The sequence below is a fragment of the Streptomyces hydrogenans genome (genome assembly GCF_014656075.1).
GTDB lineage: Bacteria > Actinomycetota > Actinomycetes > Streptomycetales > Streptomycetaceae > Streptomyces > Streptomyces hydrogenans.
Genome location: NZ_BNBS01000035.1, coordinates 39,110 through 63,561, shown reverse-complemented (window position 1 = coordinate 63,561; position 24,452 = coordinate 39,110). Strand labels below are relative to the sequence as shown.

At 73.7% G+C, this 24,452-nt stretch carries 21 protein-coding genes and 1 pseudogene; 13 read left to right on the top strand and 9 right to left on the bottom strand.

Annotated elements, in window-relative coordinates; all coding sequences use genetic code 11:
• Nucleotides 1-27: 27 nt before the first annotated feature.
• Nucleotides 28-1,470, bottom strand: a complete 1,443-nt coding sequence (locus IE321_RS17035) for a hypothetical protein (RefSeq protein ID WP_190223517.1) — start codon at nucleotides 1,468-1,470, stop codon at nucleotides 28-30.
• A gap of 136 nt (nucleotides 1,471-1,606) precedes the next feature.
• Here IE321_RS17035 and IE321_RS17030 point away from each other — a divergent pair, with 136 nt between their 5' ends.
• Entirely contained in the window at nucleotides 1,607-1,972 is a 366-nt protein-coding gene (locus IE321_RS17030) for a hypothetical protein (protein WP_043230337.1), read from the top strand.
• Between the two features lie 79 nt (nucleotides 1,973-2,051).
• Nucleotides 2,052-3,272: an FG-GAP-like repeat-containing protein gene (locus IE321_RS17025; RefSeq protein WP_190223516.1), complete on the top strand. Its 1,221-nt coding sequence runs from the start codon at nucleotides 2,052-2,054 to the stop codon at nucleotides 3,270-3,272.
• A gap of 72 nt (nucleotides 3,273-3,344) precedes the next feature.
• Here the strand turns inward: IE321_RS17025 and IE321_RS17020 are convergent, their stop codons facing one another.
• The 3 genes from IE321_RS17020 to IE321_RS17010 form a co-directional block, all read right to left on the bottom strand.
• Nucleotides 3,345-4,955, bottom strand: coding sequence for a hypothetical protein (locus IE321_RS17020; protein WP_043230334.1), 1,611 nt, complete (start codon nucleotides 4,953-4,955; stop codon nucleotides 3,345-3,347).
• Nucleotides 4,952-5,809 (bottom strand): ABC transporter ATP-binding protein, encoded by an 858-nt coding sequence (locus tag IE321_RS17015; RefSeq protein ID WP_190223515.1) that lies wholly within the window; start codon nucleotides 5,807-5,809, stop codon nucleotides 4,952-4,954. Before IE321_RS17015 ends, IE321_RS17020 begins: the two co-directional genes overlap by 4 nt.
• A gap of 86 nt (nucleotides 5,810-5,895) precedes the next feature.
• Nucleotides 5,896-6,576, bottom strand: a complete 681-nt coding sequence (locus IE321_RS17010) for a bifunctional DNA primase/polymerase (RefSeq protein WP_043230331.1) — start codon at nucleotides 6,574-6,576, stop codon at nucleotides 5,896-5,898.
• 293 nt (nucleotides 6,577-6,869) lie between these two features.
• On the opposite strand from IE321_RS17010, the gene IE321_RS17005 reads away from it, so the two are divergent.
• Both IE321_RS17005 and IE321_RS42840 read left to right on the top strand, forming a co-directional pair.
• Nucleotides 6,870-8,252: an NsdA family TPR-like regulatory protein gene (locus tag IE321_RS17005; protein WP_190223514.1), complete on the top strand. Its 1,383-nt coding sequence runs from the start codon at nucleotides 6,870-6,872 to the stop codon at nucleotides 8,250-8,252.
• 128 nt (nucleotides 8,253-8,380) lie between these two features.
• A complete protein-coding gene (locus IE321_RS42840) occupies nucleotides 8,381-9,814 on the top strand; it encodes a hypothetical protein (protein ID WP_190223513.1) in 1,434 nt (477 codons plus the stop codon).
• A 27-nt stretch (nucleotides 9,815-9,841) separates the two neighbouring features.
• On the opposite strand, the gene IE321_RS16995 is transcribed toward IE321_RS42840, so the two are convergent.
• On the bottom strand, nucleotides 9,842-11,125 hold the full coding sequence (locus IE321_RS16995) for an ABC transporter substrate-binding protein (protein ID WP_190223512.1): 1,284 nt from the start codon (nucleotides 11,123-11,125) through the stop codon (nucleotides 9,842-9,844).
• Between the two features lie 143 nt (nucleotides 11,126-11,268).
• On the opposite strand from IE321_RS16995, the gene IE321_RS16990 reads away from it, so the two are divergent.
• Nucleotides 11,269-11,772 (top strand): SCO4402 family protein, encoded by a 504-nt coding sequence (locus IE321_RS16990; RefSeq protein ID WP_079022443.1) that lies wholly within the window; start codon nucleotides 11,269-11,271, stop codon nucleotides 11,770-11,772.
• A 101-nt stretch (nucleotides 11,773-11,873) separates the two neighbouring features.
• Nucleotides 11,874-12,725, top strand: a complete 852-nt coding sequence (gene purU / locus IE321_RS16985) for a formyltetrahydrofolate deformylase (protein ID WP_043230384.1) — start codon at nucleotides 11,874-11,876, stop codon at nucleotides 12,723-12,725.
• Nucleotides 12,726-13,151: 426 nt separating this feature from the next.
• Here the strand turns inward: purU and IE321_RS16980 are convergent.
• Together IE321_RS16980 and IE321_RS16975 are read right to left on the bottom strand one after the other, a co-directional pair.
• A pseudogene (locus tag IE321_RS16980) lies at nucleotides 13,152-14,082 on the bottom strand (zf-HC2 domain-containing protein).
• The gene (locus IE321_RS16975) at nucleotides 14,079-14,657 is read right to left on the bottom strand and encodes a sigma-70 family RNA polymerase sigma factor (protein ID WP_043230324.1); all 579 of its coding nucleotides are present in this window, start codon (nucleotides 14,655-14,657) and stop codon (nucleotides 14,079-14,081) included. Before IE321_RS16975 ends, IE321_RS16980 begins: the two are co-directional and overlap by 4 nt.
• A gap of 226 nt (nucleotides 14,658-14,883) precedes the next feature.
• On the opposite strand from IE321_RS16975, the gene IE321_RS16970 reads away from it, so the two are divergent.
• The gene (locus tag IE321_RS16970; RefSeq protein WP_079022442.1) at nucleotides 14,884-15,333 is read left to right on the top strand and encodes an STAS domain-containing protein; all 450 of its coding nucleotides are present in this window, start codon (nucleotides 14,884-14,886) and stop codon (nucleotides 15,331-15,333) included.
• On the opposite strand, the gene IE321_RS16965 is transcribed toward IE321_RS16970, so the two are convergent.
• On the bottom strand, nucleotides 15,278-16,831 hold the full coding sequence (locus IE321_RS16965; RefSeq protein WP_226651270.1) for a class I adenylate-forming enzyme family protein: 1,554 nt from the start codon (nucleotides 16,829-16,831) through the stop codon (nucleotides 15,278-15,280). The two genes, IE321_RS16970 and IE321_RS16965, sit on opposite strands and share 56 nt — an antisense overlap.
• Before the next feature lie 157 nt (nucleotides 16,832-16,988).
• Here IE321_RS16965 and IE321_RS16960 point away from each other — a divergent pair, with 157 nt between their 5' ends.
• The 4 genes from IE321_RS16960 to IE321_RS16945 all read left to right on the top strand — a co-directional run bounded on the left by IE321_RS16960 (nucleotide 16,989) and on the right by IE321_RS16945 (nucleotide 20,969).
• The gene (locus IE321_RS16960) at nucleotides 16,989-18,179 is read left to right on the top strand and encodes an amidohydrolase family protein (RefSeq protein WP_043230321.1); all 1,191 of its coding nucleotides are present in this window, start codon (nucleotides 16,989-16,991) and stop codon (nucleotides 18,177-18,179) included.
• On the top strand, nucleotides 18,179-19,312 hold the full coding sequence (locus IE321_RS16955; RefSeq protein WP_190223510.1) for an acyl-CoA dehydrogenase family protein: 1,134 nt from the start codon (nucleotides 18,179-18,181) through the stop codon (nucleotides 19,310-19,312). Before IE321_RS16960 ends, IE321_RS16955 begins: the two co-directional genes overlap by 1 nt.
• A gap of 7 nt (nucleotides 19,313-19,319) precedes the next feature.
• Entirely contained in the window at nucleotides 19,320-20,186 is an 867-nt protein-coding gene (locus IE321_RS16950; RefSeq protein WP_190223509.1) for an acyl-CoA dehydrogenase family protein, read from the top strand.
• A 339-nt stretch (nucleotides 20,187-20,525) separates the two neighbouring features.
• Entirely contained in the window at nucleotides 20,526-20,969 is a 444-nt protein-coding gene (locus IE321_RS16945; protein ID WP_190223508.1) for an ATP-binding protein, read from the top strand.
• Between the two features lie 276 nt (nucleotides 20,970-21,245).
• Here IE321_RS16945 and IE321_RS16940 read toward each other — a convergent pair whose 3' ends face one another.
• Nucleotides 21,246-22,172 carry a cyclase family protein gene (locus IE321_RS16940; protein ID WP_190223507.1) on the bottom strand — a complete coding sequence of 309 codons (927 nt, stop codon included), beginning with the start codon at nucleotides 22,170-22,172 and terminating at the stop codon, nucleotides 21,246-21,248.
• Nucleotides 22,173-22,256: 84 nt separating this feature from the next.
• Between IE321_RS16940 and IE321_RS16935 the strand changes: the two genes are divergently transcribed.
• Both IE321_RS16935 and IE321_RS16930 read left to right on the top strand, forming a co-directional pair.
• A complete protein-coding gene (locus tag IE321_RS16935) occupies nucleotides 22,257-23,171 on the top strand; it encodes an SDR family oxidoreductase (protein WP_043230315.1) in 915 nt (304 codons plus the stop codon).
• Between the two features lie 46 nt (nucleotides 23,172-23,217).
• Nucleotides 23,218-24,267 (top strand): alcohol dehydrogenase catalytic domain-containing protein, encoded by a 1,050-nt coding sequence (locus IE321_RS16930; protein WP_190223506.1) that lies wholly within the window; start codon nucleotides 23,218-23,220, stop codon nucleotides 24,265-24,267.
• Nucleotides 24,268-24,452 lie beyond the last annotated feature (185 nt).

Here is a 24,452-nt window from a genome sequence, read left to right as displayed (position 1 = left end):
CGCCGCCGGCGCCCGCGACGGCGCCCGTCACGCCTCCCGGAGCGCCGCCCCCGGCTTCTCTCCCAGCTTCTCCCCGAGCGTCGCGCGCAGCTCAGCCGAGGCCGCCGCCACGTCCTCCACGAAGGAGTCCCGGCCCGCCGTGACCGCCGCCCGCGAGGCCGTTTCCAGGGCGTCGCGCCACGGCCCGGCGAGCCCCGGCAGCAGGTCCGCCGCCTCGTCGCCCGCGCGGCGGACGATCGAGTCGCATATGAGGTGGGTCTCCAGCGCGACCCGCCACGCCTGCGCGACCCGCCCCTCCCGGAGCAGCAGCTCCGCCACGGCCGCCAGCAGCGCCGCCTTCGGGGCGAACGTGGAGCCCATCCGCACCCGCACCGACGCCGAGTACGACTCGTGCCCGGTCAGCTCCGCCCGCAGCCGCGTCATCTCGCCCGGCGGCAGCGGCACGTCCCGCTCGTCCCGCAGCAGTTCCTCGCCCGCCGCGAGCGCCTCCGCCAGGGACGGCGGCAGCGGCAGCGCGGCCAACTCCTCCTCCCGGGCCACCGAGCCGGGCGCCAGCGCCTCGGCCCGGGCCAGCACCGGCCCGGCCTGCCGCTCCCGGCCGGCCAGCCGCAGGTGCAGCCCCTCGCGCGCCAGCGCCTGCCCGAGGACGCCGAGCCCCGCCTCGGCCGCCTCCCGCACCACCAGGTCCACCGCGAGCGCCGCGTCCCAGTTGCCGCGCACCGCCTCCAGCCGGGACGCGGTGTCTCCGGCCGCGTCCGCCATGTATCCGGCCTCCTCCCGGCCGAGGCCGCCCCGCTGCCGCGTCAGGTCCTGGTAGCGGGCCAGCGACTGCCGGGCGCAGGCCAGCGCCTGGTCGGTGTCGCCGACCTTCAGCTGTACCGCCGCCGCCAGCGCCAGGACCCGAGCGAAGTCGGGGAGCAGCGGGTGCGGCGACTCGTAGGCCCCGGCCGTCACATAGGCGCCGATCGCCCGGTCCACGTCCGCGAGCGCGGCCATCGGGTGACCGGCCTCGCCGTGCGCCCGGGCCCGGCGTATCAGCGCGTCCGCCGCCAGCAGCGACGCGTTCGGCAGGGCGCTGCGCTCGTACGCGTCCACACACGCGCCCAGGTCGGTCACCGCGGCGCCGGGCAGGCCGAGGGCGAGCTGGGTGGTGGCCCGGGAGTAGAGCAGCGCGCCCCGCATGTGCCACAGCTCGGGCTCGTCGGGCCTCGCCCGGCACAGCTCGTCGAGATACCCGGCCGAGCGGTCGAAGGAGTCGAGCGCCGCCCGGGCCCTGCTCGGCAGCACCTGCTGCCGGACGCCCTGCTCGTACGCCTCCTGCGTGAGCCGCGTCAGCCGCTCCAGCTCCGCCGTCGTCAGCCGCACGATCGCGTCCGCGGCCTCTACGGCCCGCTCCGCCGACAGGCCGTCCACGGACGGGCGGTCCCCGCCCTCCGTGCCCTTCTTCCTCCGCCGTCCGAACATCGCCATGCGAACCTCCCCCGGTCGTCGCCCGTTGCCCTCACCCGCATCATGTCCCGCGTCCCCCACCCCCGACACCCCTGTGGACAACCACCTGTGGAAAACCCCTGGCCGCCGTCGGTCCCGCCTGGATACGTTTCCGGCCATGACCAGCCCCAGCCCGCGGACCCGGCCGACGACGACCCTCTGGCGCCCCACCGGCCCCGAGGAGCTCGCCCTCGTCCGCGCGCTCGACTGGCGCGCCTGGCCGCCCCGCCTGCCCGAGCAGCCGATCTTCTACCCGGTGCTGAACGAGGACTACGCGATCCGCATCGCCCGCGACTGGAACGTGAAGCACAGCGGCTCCGGCCACGTCACGCGCTTCGAGGTCGACTCGGCCTTCCTGGCGCGCTACCCCGTCCGGCAGGCCGGCGGCCGCACGATCCTGGAGCTGTGGGTCCCCGCCGAGGAGCTGGACGACTTCAACGCGCACATCGTGGGACCGATCACGGTCACCCACGAGTTCCGCTGACCGGGGCGGCGGGTACCGTCGGAGCGGCCGTGCGGAGGCAAGCTCCCGCGCGGGCCGTCACCCCCGAGGAGAATCGATTTTGCGCGCTGCCATCAGAAGAAGTCTGGCGTCCCTGCTGGGGGCCGTGACCCTGGGCGCCGCCGGGCTTGCCGGGGCCGCCCCGGCCCAGGCCGCGGTCACGGACTGCCCCAGCGGGTACTTCTGCGCCTGGACGAAGGAGAACGCCCAGGGCACGATGCTCAAGACCCGTACGGACATGCCCACCATGGGCTCCTACGGCACCCGGTACGGCTCGTACATCAACCGCACCTCGTCGATCGCCTGCATGTACACCTCGGCCGACTACTACCCGTGGGACGGCTACTGGTCGGAGAACCCGTCCGTCAACGGCTCGTGGACCAGCGGCTCCAACACGGTCATGAACTCGCTCAAGTTCGTCCGCACGGACCGCGAGTGCTCCCGGAACGCCTACCCGGACTGGTGGTCCGAGACCTCCCCCAAGGCGGCCGGATTCGGGGACCTCGACGGCAACCGCAAGGCCGACCTCCTCGTCCGCGACGAGGCGGGCCGCCTGTGGTTCACCCCCGGCGACTCCACCGGCAGGCTCGTCGGCGCCGGCGGCTGGAACGGCATGAACGCCCTCGTCCGCCATGGCGACTTCAGCCGTGACGGCAAGGAGGACGTGATCGCCCGCGAGGCGTCCACCGGCAAGCTCTGGCTCTACCCGGGCACGGGCACCGGCGGCCTCGGCGCGCGCAAGCTGCTCGGCTCCGGCGGCTGGAACGGCATGTCCCGGATCGCCGCCGTCGGTGACCTCTCCCGCGACGGCCGCGCCGACCTCCTCGCCGTCGAGAAGTCCACCGGCAAGCTGTGGCTCTACCCCGGTACGGCCTCCGGCGGCCTCGGCGCCCGCAAGCTGCTCGGCACGGGCGGCTGGAACGGCATGAACGCGCTCGCCGGCCCCGGCGACATGAACGGCGACGGCCGGGTCGACCTGATCGCCCGCGAGGCGTCCACCGGCAAGCTCTGGCTCTACCCCGGCACGACCACCGGCACCCTCGGCGCCCGCAAGCTCATCGGCTCCGGCGGCTGGAACGCCATCGAGACGATCATCGCCGTCGGCGACCGCAGCGGCGACGGCCGCGCCGACCTCGCCGCCGTCACCAACGAGAACTACGTGATCGACGGCTTCCGCGGCAACCCGGGCTGGCTGATCACCTACAACGGCCTCGGCACTGGCGGCCTCGGCGCCGGCGACCGGCGCGACGGCGAGTGGTGGGGCCTCGACGGCGTCTTCTGACCCGCCCCCCGGCACAGCCGGAAGGGGCCGTCCACGCGCGCGTGGACGGCCCCTTCGTGTCGGAGAACCCCGTCAGCCCTTGCTGACCGCCGCCAGGATCTCCGGCAGCCGCCGCACCATCCGCCCCGACATGAGCTTCAGGGCGCCCCACGTCAGCAGCAGCCCGTACGTCACGCCCAGCGGCAGCAGCAGCCACAGCAGGCCGTGGTGGCCGCCGACCCGCAGCCACACCAGCAGCGCGATCAGCGGGGCGCACAGCAGCGGGCCGCCGAACATGCCGCCGAAGATCGCGGCCACCGCCATGCCGCCCTGGCCCGGCGCCACATTGCGCCGCGAGTCCTGCGGGATCCCGTACGGGAAGTTCACCGACGCGACCACGCCCAGCGCCAGCATCGCGCCGAGCAGCGCGAACGCCAGGCCGAAGACCTCGGGGAGCTGGTTCCAGCCACCCGTCACCACGGCCGTCGCCACCGCCACCACCACGGTGAACGGGACGGTGATCGCGGTCATCACGTACGCCCGGTCGCGCAGCTCCGCGTACGCGTCCGCCGGAGACGCGATCGTCTGCGCCACCATCCAGAACGCCGACGAGTCCTGCCCGAACTGGTTGAACATCTGCACGCCCAGCATCCCCGACGCGAAGCACGCCCAGTAGACCGAGCCCGCCTCCTGGAAGGCGTTGAACAGCGGCACGAGCGCACCGATCGCCAGCGCGGACACCCACGCCGCCTTCGTCTTCGGATCACGCCAGATGTAGCGGAAGCAACGTTCCATCACCGCGCCCGTACGCCCTCCGGGCAGCAGCCGCGCCAGCAGCCCCCGCCCCTGCGCCGGGTCCTTCACGGTGTCCGGGGCCGCGCCGATCGTCGAGCCGTCCGGCTCCACCATCAGCCGCACCAGGCTCCGCCGCCACCACCACAGCAGCGCCACCAGCGCCAGCACCGCCGGTACCAGCCGCGCCACGGCGACCACCAGGTCCCCGTCCGCCGCCGACCGCACCGCGGCCACCGCCGAGGCCGGCGGCAGCCAGCCCACCACCGACGCCACCGTGTCGAGTACCGACAGGTCCTCCGCGCGGCCCAGCGCCTGGGCGCCGAAGTTGACCGCCTGGATGCCGAGCGCGATCACCAGACCGCTCAGCAGCGCCATGTCCCGCCCCTTGCGGGACGTCAGCAGCCGCACGTTCGCCGTCGCGATCGCCCGCGACAGCGCCACGCACACCAGCAGCACCAGCGGCACCGCGAGGACCGCGAACACCGTCGCCGCCGCCCCGTGCGCCACCGCCGCGACGGCGCCCACCGCCAGACAGAGCGTGAACAGCGGGCCGATCCCCACCAGGGAGGCCACCAGCAGCGCCCGTACCAGCGGCTGCGGCCGCAGCGGCAGCATCACCAGCCGCGACGGGTCCAGCGTCTCGTCCCCGCTCGGCAGGAACAGCGGCATCACCGCCCAGCCGAGGGCGAACACCCCCACCGTCAGCACCGCGACCGCCCCGGCCGCCTCGTGCCCCCGCAGCAGCAGGAACCCCAGCACCATGAACGCGGCGATCGCCAGCACCACCACCAGGGAGGCGACGAACGCGGCCGTCCGCCCGCCCGACTGCCGCAGCCCGTTGCGCATCAGCGACAGCTTGAGCCGGACGAAGACCGGGGTGAGCGACGGCCCGGTGGCCGTGGCGCTCACGAGCGGCCTCCCTGGGCGCCGCCGCCCAGCCAGTCCAGCGAGTCCCCGGCCGCCGCCCGGTCATGGGCCCCCACCAGCTCCAGGAACGCCTCCTGGAGGGTGGCCGCCGAGCCCTTCACCTCCGTCAGCGGACCCTGCGCCCGGATCCGGCCCCCGGCCATCACCGCGACCCAGTCGCACAGCGACTCCACCAGCTCCATCACATGGCTGGAGAAGACCACCGTCGCGCCGGAGGACGTGTACCGCTCCAGGACGCCCCGGATGGTCTGCGCCGACACCGGGTCGACGCCCTCGAAGGGCTCGTCGAGGAAGAGCACGTCCGGGTTGTGCAGCAGCGCCGCCGCCAGCCCGATCTTCTTCCGCATGCCGGTCGAGTAGTCGACCACCAGCTTGTGCTGCGAACCGGCCAGGTCCAGCACGTCCAGCAGCTGGGTGGCCCGCTTGTCGACCTCAGCGCCGGGCAGCCCCCGCAGCCGCCCGCTGTACGCCAGGAGTTCCCGCCCCGAGAGCCGCTCGAAGAGCCGCAGCCCCTCCGGCAGGATGCCGATCCGCGCCTTCACCTGCGCCACCGACTCCGGGTCGCGCCACACGTCGTGGCCCGCCACCCGGATCCGCCCCGAGTCCGGCCGCAACAGGCCGGTGATCATGGAGAGGGTGGTGGTCTTGCCGGCGCCGTTCGGCCCGACGAGACCGATGAACTTCCCGGCCGGCAGCACCAGATCGACGCCGTGCACCGCGATCTGCTGCCCGAACCGCTTCCACACCCCCTCCACCTGCACCGCGGGCGTCGCACCGGATGGTTCCGGTGCGACGCCCTGCGGTTCGAACGATCCGTCAAATGCCTGGTCAGGCATGTTCCGTCAACCTTCCGGTCGTCCCCACGCGGCGCGGATCGCGCCTTTCGCGCCACCCTACGGGGCCGCCCGGGGAGAACCCCAGGTCACTGACGGCGGGCCCGCGACTCCGCCGCCTCACGCCCGCACGCGTACGCGAGCGCGCTGATCAGCTCCTCCGCGTCCGGCAGCCAGCGGTTGGCCGGCGTGGGACGCCGCGCCCACTGCACCGCGCCCCGGCCGCCGATCCGCGTCGGCGGCGCCGCCACGTAATGCCCCTCCCCGCGCGTGGTGAGGTCGAGCGAGGCCGGGGTCCAGCCGAGCTTGCGGATCAGGTCCGGCACCTTCGCCGAGGCGCCGGGCAGCACGAAGAAGAACATCCGGCGGTCCGGGGTGCAGGTCACGGGACCCAGCGTCAGCTCCATCCGCTCCATGCGGGCGAGCGCGAGGAAACCGGCCGCCTCGGGCACCTCGATCGCGTCGAAGGTGCGGCCGGTCGGCAGCAGGATCGAGGACTTCGGCTGCTTCGACCACATGCGCCGGGCACCGACCCCGCTCCCCGTCGCCAGCGTCGCCCAGTCGGGCTTCACGGCGTGACCGCCCGGCAGCGGGCAGTCGGCGGTCCCGCAGGAGCAGCGCTCCCGGCCGTCGACGGCTTCCAGCCAGGTCCCCGGGAACACGTCCCAGTGCCGCTCTTCCGCATACCGCACGGCGCTGTCGAGCAGCTGCTCCCCACGCTGCTTGGGGATCTGCGCGGCTTCCGTCGTGACTCCGATGGTCTCATCCACGTCGAAGACAACTGCGCCCGTCACCTGGGGTTACGGGCGCGGCGGCGCCGGGAGTGAGGCATCGATCCTGCATGCGGGGCGCATGGGTGCACGCGCGGGGGCGCGCGGGGGACCGGGGAGCCCGGGAGGGGTACCAAGGAGGGCGGGGCCGGACACGGGGCGGGGGGCCGGAGGGGTGCCGGCGGCCGGTGAACGACGTGTCCGGTTTCGCGTGTTCACATCGGCATTGACCAGATATCCGCAGGGCAGTGATCAGTCCGTGTCCGTACCTGTCCCGTCTGGGGGTTCCACTCATGGCAGCCAGGCCACTCGTGCCACGACAGCCCAACGAACGGCTCCAGGCGCTCATCCAGGAGGCCGCGTGTTCCAACGCCGGTCTCGCCCGCAGGGTCAACATGGTCGGCGCGGAGCGCGGCCTCGACCTGCGCTACGACAAGACCTCGGTGGCGCGCTGGCTGCGCGGGCAGCAGCCGCGCGGCCGGGCGCCCGGCGTCATCGCGGAGGCGATCGGCCGCAAGATCGGGCGGACGGTGACGATCGACGAGGTGGGGATGGCCAACGGCCGGAACCTCGCGGCGGGCGTCGGCCTCCAGTTCGCGCCGACCGTGCTCGGCGCCATCGAGCAGGTCTGCGAGCTGTACCGCAGCGACGTGGGCCGCCGCGATTTCCTGACCGGTTCCGCGGTCGCCGCCTCCGCGCTCGTCGAGCCCAGCAGGGACTGGCTGATCACCGGCGCGGACGCGCAGGTGGCGCGCGCGGCCGGCGCCCGGGTCGGCCGGTCCGACGTGGCGGCGGTGCGGGAGACGACGGCGGCGCTCGTCGACCTGGACCGCCGCTTCGGCAGCGGGCACGTCCGCCCGGTGGTCGTCCACTACCTCGACAGCGTGGTGTCCGGGATGCTGTCCGGCTCCTACCGGGAGGCGGTGGGCCGGGAGCTGTTCGGCGCGGTGGCCCGACTGACCGAGCTGGCCGGGTACATGGCCGTGGACACGGGCGAACCGGGCCTGGCCCAGCGGTACTACATCCAGGCGCTGCGGCTCGCGCAGGCGGCCGGGGACCGGGCCTACGGCGGCTACGTGCTGGCCGCGTCGATGAGCCACCTGGCGGCGGAGCTCGGGAACCCCCGGGAGATCGCCCAGCTGGCGCGCGCCGCGCAGGAGGGGACCCGGGGCGGGGTGCCGCCGCGGGCCGAGGCGATGTTCCTGGCGGCGGAGGCGCGCGGGCACGCGCTGCTCGGGGACGCCCGCGCCTTCGAGTCGGCGGCGGGGCGGGCCACGCGCGCGCTGGAGCGGGCCGATCCCGAGTCCGGCGACGACCCGGTGTGGATCGCCCACTTCGACGGGGCGTACCTGGCGGACGAACTGGCGCACTGCTACCGGGACCTGGGGCGGGCGGAGCAGGCGGCCCGGGCGGCGGAGGAGTCGCTGGCAGGGCACCCGGAGGGGCGGGCGCGGCGGCGGGCGATCGGGCTGGCGCTGCTGGCGCACGCGCGCGTGCAGCAGCGGGAGGTGGAGGAGGCGTGCCGCACGGGCACCCGCGCGCTCGAACTCCTCGGCACGCTGCGGTCGTCGCGCGGGGCGGAGTACCTGGAGGAGCTGAGGGACCGCCTGGAGCCCTTCGCGGGAGAGGCGGTGGTCCGGGAGTTCGAGGCGCGCCTGGAGGTGCACGCGGCGTGAGCGGACGGTCCTCGGACCGGTCGGGTTCCGTGCGAAGGGTGTTACCGGTCTCACACGTGTGTGCGGAGCGGCGGACGCACCCGGTAGCGTGAGCCGACGATTCCGTAGGTCCATCAGTAGGAGTCCCGGTGACGCAGAACGGACAGGGTCCGGAGCAGGGGGGCGCGCAGGCGTGGGGCGGTGGCTGGGGCCCCGCCGGCGGCCCGCCGCAGCCGGGCGGGCAGCCGCTGCCCCCCGCGCAGCCGCTGCCCCCCGAGGCGCCGGCCGCCGGTGATCTCCAGGCCACGCAGTACATAGCCCCGGTCCCGCCGCAGCCGCAGGGCGCCCCGGGGGCGATGCCGCCGACCGGTCCGCCGGCCGGGTACGGCTACCCGCCGCCGGTCGCCGCCCACGGCGACATGCAGGCCACCCAGCACCTCGCGCCGGTGCCCGGGGGCGCGCCGCCGGTCGGTCCGCCGGCCGGATACGGATATCCGCCGCCGGTCGCGGACCTGCAGGCGACCCAGCACATCGCGCCGGTGCCGCCGCAGGGCGGACCCGGCGACGGCTCGCAGACGCAGTTCCTGGGGACCGGCGGGCTGACGCAGCCGTCCGGTCCGGCCGGGGCCTCGGACGCGACCCAGTACATCGCGCCGGTGCCGGGCGGTCCGATGTCCGGTGGTCCGGTGCCGGGCGGCCCCGGGCCGACGCAGCCGCCCGCGGAGTTCGACAGCCTCTTCCGGGACTCGGCGCCCGCACAGCCCGCGCCCCCGGCGTACCAGCAGCCGGCGCCGGCTCCTTACCAGCAGCACCCCCCGCAGCACCAGGCGCCGCCGCAGCAGCAGCCGTACGGCTACCAGGGCGGGGGCGGTGGCTACCAGGCGCCCGGCGGTCAGCAGGAGGCGTACTACTACGACGACGAGCCGGAGCCGCCGCGCCGGAAGTCGCCGGTCGCGCTGATCGCGGCCGTGGTGGTGGGCTGCGCGGTCGTCGGTCTCGGCGTGGGCGCCCTGCTCAGCGGCGGCGACGAGGAGAAGGACCCGAAGGCCGGGCAGAGCGTCGCGCCCAGCTCGCAGGCCCCGGCCCCGAGCGACGGTGCCTCCGAGGCGCCGGAGAAGAAGGACGACCCGGCGGAGCCGCAGGCGAAGGAGCTGGACAAGCTCCTGGCCACCAGCAACGACAGCCGGGACGCGGTGATCCGCTCGGTCGAGGCGATCAAGCAGTGCAAGAACCTCGACCAGTCGGCCGCCGACCTGCGGGGCGCGGCCGAGCAGCGGCGGAGCCTGGTCACCAAGCTCCAGTCGCTCGCCGTCGACAAGGTCCCGGACAACGGCGCGCTGACGGCGGCCCTCACGCGCGCGTGGCAGGCGTCCGCGGCGGCCGACGACCACTACGCGGGCTGGGCGGACCAGATGAAGGCCAAGAACGCCTGCAAGGGCGGCCAGGCCAAGTCGACCAACCGGTTCAAGGCGGCCAACGACAAGAGCGCCGAGGCGACCAAGGCCAAGAAGGAGGCGGCCGGGCTGTGGAACCCGACCGCCGAGAAGTACGGACTGTCGAAGCGGTCCGCCACCCAGCTGTAGGGGGCGGACCGGAGGGACCGGGGCGGTTCAGCCCCGGTTGGTGACGGTGGGGCCGACGTCGACGAAGCCGGGCCGCTGGGCGACGAGCCGGCCCTTCCGCACCACCTGGAACGTCACCGCGTGGTTGACGATCCTGGGGAAGTCGGGGGCGCCGAGCAGGTCCTCGTACATCCAGCGCAGCGGCGGGGTGAGGCCGCCGGTGTCCACGCGGGCGCCTTGGTCGAGGGCCTCGGAGATGCGCGAGCCGGTGATCGTGTCGGTGTCGAGGGACTCGATCACCTCCTTGAGGACGGTGTAGGCGATCCAGGTGGTCTGGACGCCGGCGTCGTTCGGGTCGACCCGGTTGTCGGCGAAGGCGTGCTCCCGGATGACCTTGCGCATGGGCTCCCAGCTCTTGTCGTCCGCCTCCGGGTACCAGCCGGTGACGAAGGCGCCCTCGAAGGGGCTGCGGGCGCCGCCGGTGCGGTCGATGACGGGCTGGCCGACGCTGCCGAGGACCGAGGAGATCCGTACGGAGTCCTTCTTCTCCCCGCCGTCCGCCCGGGCGCCGCCGGTGGACCGGGGGAGCCGGCGGAAGGAGTCGAAGAAGGTCTGGGTCCGTTCGCCGAGCACGGCGGTGACGCAGCCGGACTCGGTGCCCGCCTTGTCGCGGGCCGTGGCGGCCTGGGCGGTGTACTCGGTGGCGTCCTCGACGGCCCGGATGTCGACGGCGCCGCGCTTGCTGGAGTTCTTCAGACCGGCGTCGAGGAGCTTGGGCAGCCGGTCGCCGGCGAGGGTGTCGGGTCGGACCAGGGAGACCTTGCGGCAGGACTCGGCGAGCTGCATGCCGTGTCCGGCGATGAGTGCGGCGAGACCGCCGTTGACGGGGTACGACAGGGGACTGGTGAACTCGTCCTCGGTGACGCCGTAGCCGCCGATGTACGGGATGCCGGCCGCTTCGAGCGGGGCCATGAAGGCGCGGCCGTTCTGGCTGTACGAGCCGACGACCGCGACCGCGTGCTCGCGGACCGCGCGGCGGGCGCACGCGGCGGCGCCCGTCGGGGTGTTCTGTTCGTTGCAGGTGAGGACGCGCAGTTCGTGGCCGTCGATGCCGCCCTGGGCGTTCACCCAGCGGGCGTACGCCTGGGCCATGGCGGGCATGCCGGGCATGTTGGTCGCGCGGGTCTGGTCGGGGGCCCAGGTCATCACCGTGACGGGCTCCCTGGAGCCCCCCGTGGCACCAGGGAGCACGCCACACCCGGTGAGAAGCGACGCGCCGGCCGCCGCGGCGGTGACGGACGCGAGGAGAGTGGACAGTCGCCTACCGGTCATGGGCATGCACCTTTCCGCCCCCGGGGTAACGCGGGAGTGTGCACCGTTCAACGGTCGGTGACATGGAGGTGAATTGCGGGGGTCGGGACGCCTAAGGGGAGGGTGTGGGTCCGGTTGTCGGTGGTGAACCGTACGATCGAGCGATGTCCAGTACCGTCCCCGGTTCGGTTAACTCTTCCCGTCGCGGCCGTCGCTCCTCCACCATGGGCGGCATGCCGCTCAACGACATGCCGTGGTGGCGCTGGCGCACCAATGTGCGCTCGGCGCTGCACATGCTCTCCGATCCCGGGTTCCACCGGTCCGTCTGGCTCGCCGGCCAGGAGGGGTACGGGGACGTCACCGACGCCGTCTACCGGCTCGTCGAGGACACCTGGCTCGACAGCTGGTCCGCCGAGAAGTACGTCGGCGCGATCTTCCGCGACTCCGCGGAGGCGCAGCTCGTCGACGTCGCCGTGCTGCGGGTGCTGCGCATCCTGCACCAGGTCGGCCCCGACGCGCCCTTCTCCGCCTACCAGGAGCACCCGGGCTGGCCCGAGGCCGTCCGCGCGGCGCGCGAGGCGCACGTCCGGCTCGCGACGGCCGACGGGGACGACCCGGAGGTGCCGCCGCGCTCCCTGGACGTCCTGCGGATCCTCACCCGGGCGTGAGCGCGCGCCGGGGCGGACCCGGCGTGACGCCGTACCACGGGGCCGTTCCGGAGGGCGGACGGCGGTACGGGGCGGGCGGTGCGGTGTGGCACGCTGTCGGGATGACCGACCAGTATGTCCTCACCATCTCGTGCCCGGACAAGCAGGGCATCGTGCACGCCGTGTCGAGCTACCTCTTCATCACCGGATGCAACATCGAGGACAGTCAGCAGTTCGGAGACCGTGACAGCGGTCTCTTCTTCATGCGGGTCCACTTCTCCGCCGAGGCGCCGGTGACCGTGGACAAGCTGCGGGCGAGCTTCGCGGCGGTGGGCGACTCCTTCCAGATGGACTGGCAGATCCACCGCGCCGAGGAGCGCATGCGGGTCGTGCTCATGGTCTCGAAGTTCGGCCACTGCCTGAACGACCTGCTCTTCCGGTCCTCCATCGGGGCGCTGCCCGTCGAGATCGTCGCCGTCGTCTCCAACCACACCGACTTCGCGGAACTCGTCGCCTCCTACGACCTGCCGTTCCGGCACATCCCGGTCACCAAGGAGAACAAGCCGGCGGCCGAGGCGGAGCTGCTGGCGCTCGTCGAGGAGCAGGACGTCGAGCTCGTCGTCCTCGCCCGCTACATGCAGGTCCTGTCCGACGACCTCTGCAAGCGGCTCTCCGGGCGGATCATCAACATCCACCACTCCTTCCTGCCGAGCTTCAAGGGCGCCAAGCCCTACCACCAGGCGCACGCGCGCGGCGTGAAGCTCATCGGGGCGACGGCGCACTACGTGACGGCGGACCTCGACGAGGGGCCGATCATCGAGCAGGAGGTCGAGCGGGTGGGGCACGAGGTGACGCCCGACGCGCTCGTCGCGATCGGTCGCGACGTGGAGTGCCAGGCGCTGGCGCGGGCCGTCAAGTGGCACGCCGAGCGCCGCATCCTCCTCAACGGCCGCCGCACCGTCGTCTTCACCTGACACCCTCCGGCGCCGCCGCCGCTCCGTTGTGAGCTGCGCCCGACCGGGGCTCCGGCTCCGCCGTTCCGTTGTGGGCAGTCGTTCCGCTGGGGCGATGGGGGTCCCCCTGCTCGAGCGAAGCCGAGAGCTTGGGGGAGGGTGGGCACGACGGAGCGGCACCCTTCTGCGGGTGCCTCCGCTTCCGTGCCTGGACCCGCACCGGTACGGCGTCATCGCACGGGGTGCGGGTTCAGGCGCGGAAAGCCTTGGCCCGGCAGGGGGCGCCGTCCCTGTGCCCACCCGTCCCGCCCTGCGGGACGCCTGCCCACAGGGAGGGGCGGGGCGGCGGCGGGCGCAGCCCGGCACCAGGGGCGCGGGCACAGCCCGCAGGTCCGACAGCGGGCGTAGCCCGCGCCAGGGGACGCGGGTGCGGCCCGCGCCAGGGGCCTACAGGCGGCTCAGGGAGGCGGCGGCCGAGAGGACGTCCTGGATGGCTTCTCGGTCGCCGTCCTGGCCGGCGGCGGCTTCCTGCGGGGAGATGTGGCCGGCGACCAGCTGGCAGAACTCGACGCCGTCCATGGCGACCTGCGCGACCGTGTGGTCGGGGGAGCCCAGCGCGGCGGGCGAGTCGAGCGCGATGTACCAGTGGCCGCCGCCCGCGCCCTCGACCTCCAGGTGGAGGGACCGCCCGGGCGCGCCCGCCGCGACGAGGTGGCGGGGCGGTGCCGCGAGGCCGGCGCGGCGGCCGGTCGAGGGCCTCCCAGAACGCCTCCGTCCGCTCCGTCGGCGACAGCTCGGGCACGTCGGGACCGAGCGGGTCGTCGAGCCCGAGCGCGCCGGAGACCAGGCCGTCGACGGCGAGAAGGTGGCCGATGACCCCGGCGACGGTCGACTTCCGCCGCACCAGGTGGTCGTCCTCGTACCACTTGAGGCGGACCGGCGCGTGCCACTCCGACTCGCCGATGTCGCGGAGCAGCGCGTCGAGGCGGGCGGTCTCCGCGTCGTACGGCGCCGCCCACGCGGGGACCGGGATCCGGGCCGGGCGGCGGCCCAGGCAGTTCTCCAGGACCCGTGAGCGCAGCAGCGGGTCGAGGTCGAGGTCCCGGTCCTCGTGCAGCAGCGTGACCGCGTCCCGGAGCCGCAGCGCCTCGTCCGCGCACGGCGCGCACGCGGTCAGGTGGTCCTCGACGGCCCGGGTCTCGGCGGCCGAACACGCCGACAGTGCCCAGGCCCCGAGCAGGGACTTGAGCACCGTGTGGGAGAGGACCAGGGGCGCGGCCGGGTCCGACAGGTCGGCGTGGTCGTCGGCGGGTTCGCGCGGGCCCGGTATCCAGGGGGCGCGTGCGAGGTCGTCGCCCTCGCCGTTCGCCCCCGTCACAGCGTCCGCCCGTAGCCGCCCGGCGGCCCGTCGAGGGGGCGGGTGTTGGCCGTGGAGAGGAGCTGGAGGCCGAGCCGGAGCCGGCGCCTGGCCTCCTCGTGGCTGATGGAGAGGTCGGCGGCGGTCTGGCGGTAGTCCCGCCGCTGGAAGTACGCCAGTTCGAGTGCCTTGCGGAGCGGGGCCGGCATGGAGGTGACGATGTAGTCGGCGCGGGCGGCGACGGTGGCCCGGCGCACCTTGGCCTCCAGCTCCTCCGCGGTGCCGACGCCGGTCTCCGCGTACGCCGTCGCCTCGGTCTGGCGCAGCCGGTGGACGGCCTGGCGCTGGGTCAGCCGGGCCACCCAGGAGCGGAGGTTGCCCTGCCGGGGGTCGTACGCGTCGGGGTTCTCCCAGATGTAGCCGAAGACCTCGCGGGTGATCTGGTCGGCGGCCTGGTCGTCGTCGAGGACGCGGTGGGCGAGGCTGTGCACCAGGGAGGCGAAGCGGTCGTAGAGCTCGCCGAGGGCGGCGGCCTCACCACGGGCGAGCCGCTGCTGCATCCTGCGGTCCCAGCGCGGTGGTGTGTCGTTCGCCATCCGAGCCCTCCACCTTTCGCCTTCGTCCCGGCTTCCGCCGCTGCCGTCGTGTCCCGCCCGCCGTCGTTCCCGTCCTGGCCCGTCCTTCACCCAAACTAGTGCGAGCGGCCGACAACGCACGCCTGTTTGCCGCAAGTGCGGCCTTCACACAGGAGTGGATGGTAAGGAAAGCGTCATACCCGGCTCAGATGGTTTCGGCCAGGCCCCCGGGGGCAGGCGGCCGGGTGTGACGACGATCGAGGCCGACGAGGACGACCGCGGGGGATGGACGGTGCTGCGCCTGCGCGGCGAGCTGGACCTGGTGACCTCCCCGGAGATACGGCGGCGGGTCCACGACGCCGTCGCCGCGGGCCGCCACGACCTGGTCGTCGACCTGTCCGGGGTGCTGTTCTGCGATTCCAGCGGCATCGGCGTGCTGGTCGCGGCCCGTCGGCTGCTGCGCTCCTGCGGCGGGCGGCTGCGGCTGGTGCTGCCGGCGGCGGCGGAGGGCCAGGGCCATGTGACCCGGGTCTTCGCCGCGCTCGGCGTGACGCGTCTCTTCGAGGTGTACGCGGACGTGCCGGAGGCCCTGGCGGGCGAGGGGCCCGCCGGGAACCGGGAGGCGCCGCTCGGGCCGCCGGTCAGCCTGCCGGTTCCGCCGCCGCCGATCGCTCCGCTGCCCCGAACCGCTCCCTGAGCCGGTACTTGAGGACCTTCCGCAGCGTCTCGTTGCGCGGCAGGGCGTCCACCACCTCCAGCTGTTCCGGCAGCTTGTGGACGGAGAGTCCGGCCGCGCGCAGGAAGGCGCCCAGCTCCTCCAGGGTGAGCGGCGGGGCGCCCTCGGGCTGTTCGACGACCGCGCAGACCCGTTCGCCGCGTTCGGCGTCGGGGAGGCCGATGACGGCGGCGTCGCCGACGGCCGGGTGTTCGTGGAGGAGGTCCTCGATCTCCTTGGCCGAGATGTTCTCGCCCTTGCGGATGATGATGTCCTTCGCCCGGCCGGTGAGGACGAGGTGGCCGCCGGGGGTGAGCCGGCCGAGGTCGCCGGTGATGAGGAAGCCGTCCTCGTCGAAGGCGGCGGCGGTCTGCGCGGGGTCGAGGTAGCCCCGGCAGACGGCTTCGCCGCGCAGCCGGATCTCGCCGGAGGCGGTGACGCGGATCTCCATGCCGGCGGGCGGCCGGCCCTCGGTGGTGGCGAGGTTCTCGGGGGTGTCCTCGGGGTCGCCCATGGTGATCATGGGGACCTCGGTCATGCCGTAGCCGTGGGTGAGCTGGCAGCCCAGCTCCTTGCGGACCGCGTGGTAGACCTCGGGCGGCTTGGGGGCGCCGCCGCCGGCGAGCAGCCGCAGGGTGGGGATGACGGGCTCGCCGGGGTTCTTGCGCTGCTCGGCGAGGAACATCGAGTAGAAGGCGGTGGAGCCGCCGGCGACGGTGACGCCGTGCCGCCGGTACTCGGCCAGCGAGCCGGGCAGCGCGAACTGTTCGAGCATCACGGCCGGGAAGCCGTACAGCAGCAGCATCACCGTGTAGTCGGGTCCGGCGATGTGCGCGTACGGGAAGGCCATCGAGCCGACGTCCTCGGGGGTGAGGCGCAGCGCGTGGGCGAGGCAGGCGCCGCCGGCGAGCAGGGAGCGGTCGGTGTGCAGGACGCCCTTGGGGTCCGAGGTGGTGCCGGAGGTCCAGTAGATCCAGCGGACGTCGGTGCCGGAGGCGGGCGGCGGGGGCAGGACGGCGGGGTCGCCGTCGGGCAGGTCCTCGGGGTCGTACGCCCGGAAGACGCCGGGCGCGCCGAGCCGCCGGGCCAGCTCCGTGTGGTCGTAGCCGCGCCAGACGCCGGGCACGGCGAAGTGTTCGGCCCGGGACTCGCGCAGGGCGAAGCCGACCTCCTTGTCCCGGTAGAAGGGGATGACGGGGGTCTGTACGGCTCCGAGGCGGGCGAGCGCGAAGGAGAGCACCGCGGTCTCGATGCGGGTGGGCAGCTGCCAGGCGACGACCGTGCCGGGCCGGACGCCGCGCGCGTACAGCCCGGCGGCGCAGCGCTCGGCGCGGTCGCGCAGTCCGCCGAAGGTGAGGACGCGGTCCTCCTGGAGGAGCACGGGCCGGTCGGGGGTGAGGTCGGCGCGGCGTTCGACGAGTTCCCAGAGGGTGCGGGACTCGCCCAGCGCCAGGGCCTGTGCGGTCGCGGTCTCGGTCACCGGAGCCTCCATTCCTGACTGTCGTCACCGGCACACGTACCTGATGCACCGTCAGATCGTGCGGAGAGCGTAGAGGTCCGGTCCTTGTCGGTCCAGACCCCCGGGGTTAGCCTGACCTCATCAGGATCTGACGATCCATCAGAAACGTGGAGGGGTCATGACCGAACTGCCCCGCATCATCAGCGTCGACGATCACGTGATCGAGCCCGCGCACCTCTTCGAGACCTGGCTGCCGGCGAAGTACCGGGAGCGGGGCCCCAAGGCGCTCACGGCCGGGATCGGGGAGCTCGCCTACGTCGGGGGCAAGTACCAGATCACCATGGACCCCGACGGTCCCCCCACCGACTGGTGGATCTACGAGGACCTGCGGTTCCCGTACAAGCGGAACATCGCGGCCGTGGGCTTCGACCGGGACGAGATGACCCTGGAGGGGATCACCCGGGAGGAGATGCGGCGCGGCTGCTGGGACCCCAAGGCGCGACTCGCCGACATGGACCTCAACCACGTCGAGGCGTCCCTCTGCTTCCCGACCTTCCCGCGCTTCTGCGGGCAGACCTTCGCCGAGGCGCACGACAAGGAGGTCGCCCTCGCGTGCGTGCGCGCGTACAACGACTGGATGGTCGAGGAGTGGTGCGGCGACAGCGGCGGCCGGCTCATCCCGCTGTGCATCATCCCGCTCTGGGACATCGACCTCGCCGTCGCCGAGATCCGCCGCAACGCCGCCCGCGGGGTCAAGGCGGTGACCTTCTCCGAGATCCCCACCCACCTCGGACTGCCCTCGATCCACTCCGGCCACTGGGACCCGTTCTTCGCCGTCTGCCAGGAGACAGGCACGGTCGTGAACATGCACATCGGCTCCAGCAGCCAGATGCCCGCCGCCTCCCCCGACGCCCCGCCCGCCGTCCAGGCCAGCCTCAGCTTCAACAACGCGATGGCCTCGATGATGGACTTCCTCTTCAGCGGCGTCCTGGTGAAGTTCCCCCGCCTCAAGCTCGCCTACAGCGAGGGCCAGATGGGGTGGATCCCGTACGCCCTGGAGCGCGCCGACGACGTGTGGGAGGAGCACCGCGCCTGGGGCGGGGTCCGCGACCTGATCCCCGAGCCGCCGTCCACCTACTACTACCGGCAGATCTTCTGCTGCTTCTTCCGCGACAAGCACGGCATCGCCTCGCTCGACGTCGTCGGCCGGGACAACGCCACCTTCGAGACCGACTACCCGCACGTCGACTCGACCTTCCCGCACACCAAGGAGGTCGCCCTCGACCACGTCCGGGGCCTCGACGACGAGACCGTCTACAAACTGATGCGCGGCAACGCCATCCGCATGCTCGACCTGGGCATCGTCTGATGGACCTCTCCTACACGGACGAGGAGGAGGAGTTCCGGGCCGGGCTGCGCGACTGGCTCGCCGCCGAGCTGCCCCGGCTGCCGGACCGGCCCGACCCGCTCGACTGGCCGGGCCGCAGGGCCTACGACTGCGGCTGGCAGCGACGGCTCTACGACGCCGGGTACGGCCACGTCCACTGGGACGCCTCGCCCACCCAGCGGCTGATCTTCCTGGAGGAGACCGAGCGGGCCGGCGCCCCCTACGTCGGCGCCAACTTCGTCGGCCTCCTCCACGCCGGCCCCACCATCGCCGCCGAGGGCACGCCCGCCCAGCGCGCCCGCTGGCTGGAGCCGGTCCTCCGCGGCGACGAGGTCTGGTGCCAGGGCTTCAGCGAGCCCGACGCCGGCTCCGACCTCGCCTCGCTGCGCACCAGGGCCGTCCGGGACGGGGACGCGTACGTCGTCACCGGGCAGAAGATCTGGACCTCGCACGCCGAGGTCGCCGACTGGTGCGAACTGCTCGTGCGGACCGACACGGAGGGGCCCCGGCACCGGGGGATCAGCTGGCTCGCGCTCCCCATGGACGCCCCGGGCGTCAGCGTCCGGCCGCTGCGGACCCTCGCGGGCTCCACCGAGTTCGCCGAGCTGTTCCTCGACGAGGTGCGGGTGCCCGTCGATAACCGGGTCGGTGACGAGAACGACGGCTGGCGGGTCACGATGGTGACCCTCTCCTTCGAGCGCGGCACCGCCTTCGTCGGCGAGGTCGTCGCCTGCCGCCGGCTGCTCGGCGAACTCGCCCGCGCGGCCCGGGAGAACGGCCGCTGGGACGACCCGGCGCTGCGCCGCCGCCTCGGCGGGCTCGCCGCCGCCTTCCAGGCCCTCTGGCGGCTCACCCAGCGCAACGTCAGCGAGGCGCAGGCCACCGGCGGCGTCCCCGGCGCCGGCGGCTCCGTCTTCAAGCTGCACTACTCGCACGCCCGCCAGGAGCTGTACGACACCGCCGCCGAGGTCCTCGGCCCCGACGCCCTCGACCTCGGCCGGGAGTGGAACCTCGACCGGCTCTCCTCCCTCTCGTACACGATCGCCGCGGGCACCAGCCAGATCCAGCGCAACATCGTCGCCGAGCGCATCCTCGGCCTGCCGAAGGGGCGGTGAGCCGGGCGTGGACTTCCGGTTGAGTCGGGACCAGACGGACCTCAGGCGGGGCGTACGGGAGCTGCTCGCCGGACGGTTCGGGCGGGAGGCCCTGCGGGCGGCCGTGGACGGCGGCGGGGGACTGGACCGGGGGCTCTGGAAGGAGCTCGGCGAGGCCGGGTTCTTCGCGCTGCGCCTCCCGGAGGACGAGGGCGGGGTGGGGCTCGGGCTGCCCGAGGCGGTGCTCGTCTTCGAGGAGGCGGGCCGGGCGCTGCTGCCGGGGCCGCTGGTCGCCACCCACGTGGCGGCGGGGGCCGTGCCGGGCGCCGCGGAGGGGACGGCGGTCGTCACGGAGGTCTCGCCCGAGGGGCTGCTCCCCTGGCGGGACGCGGCCGACGTGGTGCGGGGCGACGCGGCCGGAGCCGTACCCGTGCGGTCGGTCGATCCGCTCACGCCCCTGCACCGGGTCCCCGGCGCCGGGGGAGCGGCGGAGTCCGTGACGGTGCTGCTGACCGCCGCCGAGCAGGTCGGGACCGCCGCCTGGTGCACCGACGCCGCCGTGGCGTACGCGCGGCAGCGGGAGCAGTTCGGGCAGGTGATCGGGGGCTTCCAGGCGGTGAAGCACCTCTGCGCGGGGATGCTGGTGCGGACCGAGCTGGCGCGGGCCGCGGTGTGGGCCGCCGCCGTCACCGGCGACGCCGTCGAGACCGCGGGGGCGAAGCTGCTCGCCGACGAGGCGGCCGTGGCGAACGCGCGGGACTGCCTCCAGGTGCACGGCGGGATGGGCTTCACCTGGGAGGCGGACGTCCATCTCCACCTGAAACGGGCGTGGGTGCGGGCCGCGCTGGTGCTGCCGGCGGGGCGGGCGGCGGAGGAGGTGGCCGCCGCGCTCTGAACCCGGGACCCCGGCCCCGAACTGGTGACGGAGCGTGTTCGAATTCCCGGCGGGGCGGGGCGGAATGTCGATATCGGGTTGTGTCCTTCGGGGGGTCGTCACGGGCCGGAGTCGGCCTTCCGCTCCGGTACTCTCCGTGGGATGCGAGTGCTTGTGAGCCCGGGTCGCGCCCCGCGTTCGACTCCCCGCCGCGTGCGTCGCACAGTATGGACCACGCGTACTCCTTCGCGCTGGAATATGCCCGAAGCGCTTGTTGCGGTGACTGTACGTCAACCATGCTGTCTCACAAGGGAATCACGTTCCGTAAAGGTGTGTCCGCCGGTTCGGATGGTGTGAACGGTGCAGGTGCTTCAGGTTCAGTTGGAGGTCGGGCCGGACCCGGCGGAGGTGGGGCGTGCGCGCAGGTGGGCCCGGAAACGGCTGGCCGGATCCGGGATAGGGGACGACGAGCCGCTGGCGGAGACGCTGGTGCTGCTCATCTCCGAGCTCGTGACCAACGCGGTGGTGCACACCGGGTGCCCGGCCGTGCTGCGGATGCTCTTCGCTGCGGAGGGCGGGGTGCGCGTCGAGGTCGCCGACAGCAGCGACCGGCCGCCCCGGCCCCGGCACGCCGCCGGCGAGGACACCAACGGGCGCGGCCTGGAGCTGGTGGACGGCCTCGCCGACCGGTGGGGCTGGCAGCCCGAAGGGGCGGGGAAGAGCATCTGGTGCGAGGTCGACCGCACGCCCGGGGCGTCAGCGCCGGGGGAGGGTGTCGGCTCACCCGGACGGGTGCACTGTTGACGCTTCGTTCCGTTTTGCCCACCCTGGGGTGAGCGATTCGTGGTGAGGGGAGCCGAGGGCCGTGTGCCCTCGGCAGGTGCGGGTCGTGGCCGGGTGGCGGCGCTCCGTGCCGTGCTCGGGGCGCGCGCGGGCGCGCCGCCGCCCGTGAGCCCTGAGGCGCCTGTGCCTGTGTCTGTGCCGAGGTGCCCGCCGTGGCCTGTCGGGTCCATGGGTCTCCGCGCTCGTGAGTCCGCGTGGCCTCCGAACCCGCTTGGCCGGTCGTGCCCGTGGGGCTGATCAGAAGATCGCGACCGGTGCCACCGGTGTGCCCGTGCCGCCGACGAAGGGTTCCGGCATCGCGGAGAGCAGGAAGGCGTAGCGCTCTTCTTGTGCACAGGCTGTGGACAACTCCTCCAGATTCCAGTTCTGGCCCTGAAGCATCCCCATCTCGACCAGGTCGAGCGCGTGCACGCCCAGCCACAGGTCCTCGATCTCCGGCGGGAAGATCTCGAAGGTGAGGGTGTCGTTGGCGACGGCCGCCACGTCCCGTGCGTGGAACCACTCGGGCGTGCGGATCGACAGCCCCGGCGAGGGGAACGCGTACCCGTGCCGGTCCCCGGCCAGGTACAGCTGGATCTGCCCGGTCCGTACGAGGACGACGTCGCCGGCCCGGACCGTCACCCGCCCGAACTCCGCCGCCTCGTCCAGGTCCTCCGGGGTCACCGCGTGGTCGCCGGGCAGCCGGTCCACGCCCTTCGCCGCCGCCACGTCCAGCAGCACCCCCCGGCTCACCACGTGCCGGGCCGTGTGGATGCCGCTGAAGGCGGCGCGGCCGTGCGGAGTGATGGTGTCGGCCGGGCGGCCGTTGTAGATGCGGCCCGAGTGCGAGGCGTGCGTGAGCGCGTCCCAGTGGGTGCCGGCCTGCAGGCCCAGGGTCACGGCGTCGTCGCTGGTGGCGACCGTGCCGGGGCCGAACAGCTCCTGGTTGACCTGGACCATGACGTGCAGCGGATTGACCCGGCCCGGGATCATGCCGGTCTGCACGCCGTCCTGCCGCAGGTCCACGGCGAGCGGCACGCGGCGGCCGGTGCGGACGGTGGCGGCGGCCTCGCGGACCACCTCGCCGGAGATCAGGTTGAGCGTGCCGATCTCGTCGTCCTGGCCCCAACGGCCCCAGTTGTTCACGCGTTTGGCGATCTCGTGGAATGCGGCGGGGAGGGACATCGGAGCCTCCGGGGTCTTGTTTTCCGGTATCTGACGACCCATAGAATCTAACGGACCGTCAGAAACTGCGGGAAGGGGCCGGAGATGGGGAACTTCTTGGCGGGCAAGGTCGTCGCCGTGACCGGGGCGGGACGCGGCATCGGCCGCGCCGTCGCCCTCGCGTGCGCCGCCGAGGGGGCGAAGGTCGTCGTCAACGACTACGGCGTCTCCATCGAGGGCGGCGAGCCGACCTCGGAGATCGCCGCCGAGGTCGTGAAGGAGATCGAGGCCGCCGGCGGCACCGCCGTGGCCGTCGCCGACGACATCTCCACCATGGCCGGCGGGCAGCGGCTCGTCGACGTGGCGGTGGAGACGTACGGGCGGATCGACGGGGTCGTGTGCGTGGCGGGCATCCTGCGCGAGCGGATGCTCTTCAACATGACCGAGGAGGAGTGGGACCCGGTCGTCGCCACCCACCTCAAGGGCACCTTCACCGTCTTCCGCGCCGCCTCGGCGGTGATGCGCAAGCAGGGGACCGGAGCGCTCATCGGCTTCACCAGCGGCAACCACCAGGGGTCCGTGGCCCAGGCCAACTACTCGGCGGCCAAGGGCGGGATCATCTCGCTCGTGCGCAGCGCGGCCCTCGGCCTGCACAAGTACGGGGTCACCGCGAACGCCGTCGCGCCCGTCGCCCGGACCCGGATGTCCGCCAACGTGCCCATGGAGCTCAAGGAGATCGGCGAACCGGAGGACGTCGCCGCGCTCGTCGTCTACCTGCTCAGCGAGCGGGCCCGCGCCGAGTCCATCACCGGGCAGGTCTACACGATCGCCGGCCCCAAGATCGCGGTCTGGGCGCAGCCGCGCGAGCTGCGGGCCGGATACGCCGAGGGCGGCGCGTGGACGCCGGAGCGGATCGCGGACTTCCTGCCGGGGACGGTGGGGACGGACCCGATGCCGATGCTGGCCCGGCTGGAGGAGATGGCCCGCGCGGCCGCCGCGGGGGACCGCCCGAACCGGTAGTCCGGCGGGCCGGGCTTTCAGACTTTCAGGAGAGGGAGGGGTCGTCATGCGCGGTGTGGTGTTCGACGGGAAGAGCGTCGAGGTCGTCGGGGATCTGGAGGTGCGGGACCCCGGGCCCGGGGAGGTGCTGGTCGGGATCCGGGCCGCGGGGCTCTGCCACAGCGACCTGTCCGTCATCGACGGGACCATCCCGTTCCCGCCGCCCGTCGTGCTCGGGCACGAGGGCGCCGGGGTCGTCGAGGGGGTGGGGGAGGGGGTCACGCACGTCGCCGTCGGCGACCACGTGGCGCTCTCCACGCTCGCCAACTGCGGCGCCTGCGGCGACTGCGACGCCGGCCGGCCCACCATGTGCCGCAAGGCCATCGGGATGCCCGGGCGGCCGTTCTCGCGGCAGGGCCTGCCGCTCTTCCAGTTCGCCTCCAACTCCTCCTTCGCGGAGCGGACGGTCGTCCGGGCCGTGCAGGCCGTGAAGATCCCCGAGGACGTGCCGTTCCCGTCCGCCGCGCTCCTCGGCTGCGGCGTGCTCACCGGCGTCGGAGCCGTACTGAACCGGGCGAAGGTGGCGCGCGGCGACACCGTCGTCGTCATCGGCACCGGCGGCATCGGCCTCAACGTCATCCAGGGGGCCCGGATCGCCGGCGCGCTCACGATCGTCGCCGTGGACACCAACCCGGCCAAGGAGGAGACGGCCCGGCTCTTCGGGGCCACCCACTTCCTGCCCTCCGCGGACGGCGTGAAGGACGTGCTGCCGACCGGCGCCGACCACGTCTTCGAGTGCGTCGGGCACACCGGGCTCGTGCGGACCGCGATCGACCTCCTCGACCGGCACGGGCAGGCCGTCCTCCTCGGGATGACCGCGCCCAAGGCGGAGGCGAGCTTCCCGCCCGCCGCGATGTTCCTCGACAAGTCCATCCTCGGCTGCCGGTACGGATCCTCCCGCCCGCAGAAGGACATCCCGCTCTACGCCGAGCTGTACCGCACCGGCGCCCTCCTCCTCGACGAACTCGTCACCGCCTCCTACCCGGTCGAGGAGTTCGCCCGGGCGCGCGAGGACGCCGAGGCGGGGAAGGTGGCCCGGGGGGTGCTGGTCTTCTAGGGGGCGGCCGGTCGGGCTCCGGGGCGGGCTCAGGCTCCGGCCGGGCGGGCTCCGGGGCGGCCGCGGTCTTCGGGGCGGGCCCGGGCTCCGGCGGGCGGGTTCAGGCTCCGGCCGGGCGGGCTCCGGGGCGGCCGTGGCTTCGGTCGTGCGGGCTTCGGGGGCGGTCCCCCGCTTCCGGGAACCCG

Coding starts and splice junctions, on each gene's coding strand:
- IE321_RS17035 (WP_190223517.1), bottom strand. CDS start 1,470: ATGGCGATGTTCGGACGGCGGAGGAAGAAGGGCACGGAGGGCGGGGAC.
- IE321_RS17030 (WP_043230337.1), top strand. CDS start 1,607: ATGACCAGCCCCAGCCCGCGGACCCGGCCGACGACGACCCTCTGGCGC.
- IE321_RS17015 (WP_190223515.1), bottom strand. CDS start 5,809: ATGCCTGACCAGGCATTTGACGGATCGTTCGAACCGCAGGGCGTCGCA.
- IE321_RS17005 (WP_190223514.1), top strand. CDS start 6,870: ATGGCAGCCAGGCCACTCGTGCCACGACAGCCCAACGAACGGCTCCAG.
- IE321_RS16995 (WP_190223512.1), bottom strand. CDS start 11,125: ATGACCGGTAGGCGACTGTCCACTCTCCTCGCGTCCGTCACCGCCGCG.
- IE321_RS16990 (WP_079022443.1), top strand. CDS start 11,269: ATGTCCAGTACCGTCCCCGGTTCGGTTAACTCTTCCCGTCGCGGCCGT.
- purU (WP_043230384.1), top strand. CDS start 11,874: ATGACCGACCAGTATGTCCTCACCATCTCGTGCCCGGACAAGCAGGGC.
- IE321_RS16975 (WP_043230324.1), bottom strand. CDS start 14,657: ATGGCGAACGACACACCACCGCGCTGGGACCGCAGGATGCAGCAGCGG.
- IE321_RS16960 (WP_043230321.1), top strand. CDS start 16,989: ATGACCGAACTGCCCCGCATCATCAGCGTCGACGATCACGTGATCGAG.
- IE321_RS16955 (WP_190223510.1), top strand. CDS start 18,179: ATGGACCTCTCCTACACGGACGAGGAGGAGGAGTTCCGGGCCGGGCTG.
- IE321_RS16940 (WP_190223507.1), bottom strand. CDS start 22,172: ATGTCCCTCCCCGCCGCATTCCACGAGATCGCCAAACGCGTGAACAAC.
- IE321_RS16935 (WP_043230315.1), top strand. CDS start 22,257: ATGGGGAACTTCTTGGCGGGCAAGGTCGTCGCCGTGACCGGGGCGGGA.
- IE321_RS16930 (WP_190223506.1), top strand. CDS start 23,218: ATGCGCGGTGTGGTGTTCGACGGGAAGAGCGTCGAGGTCGTCGGGGAT.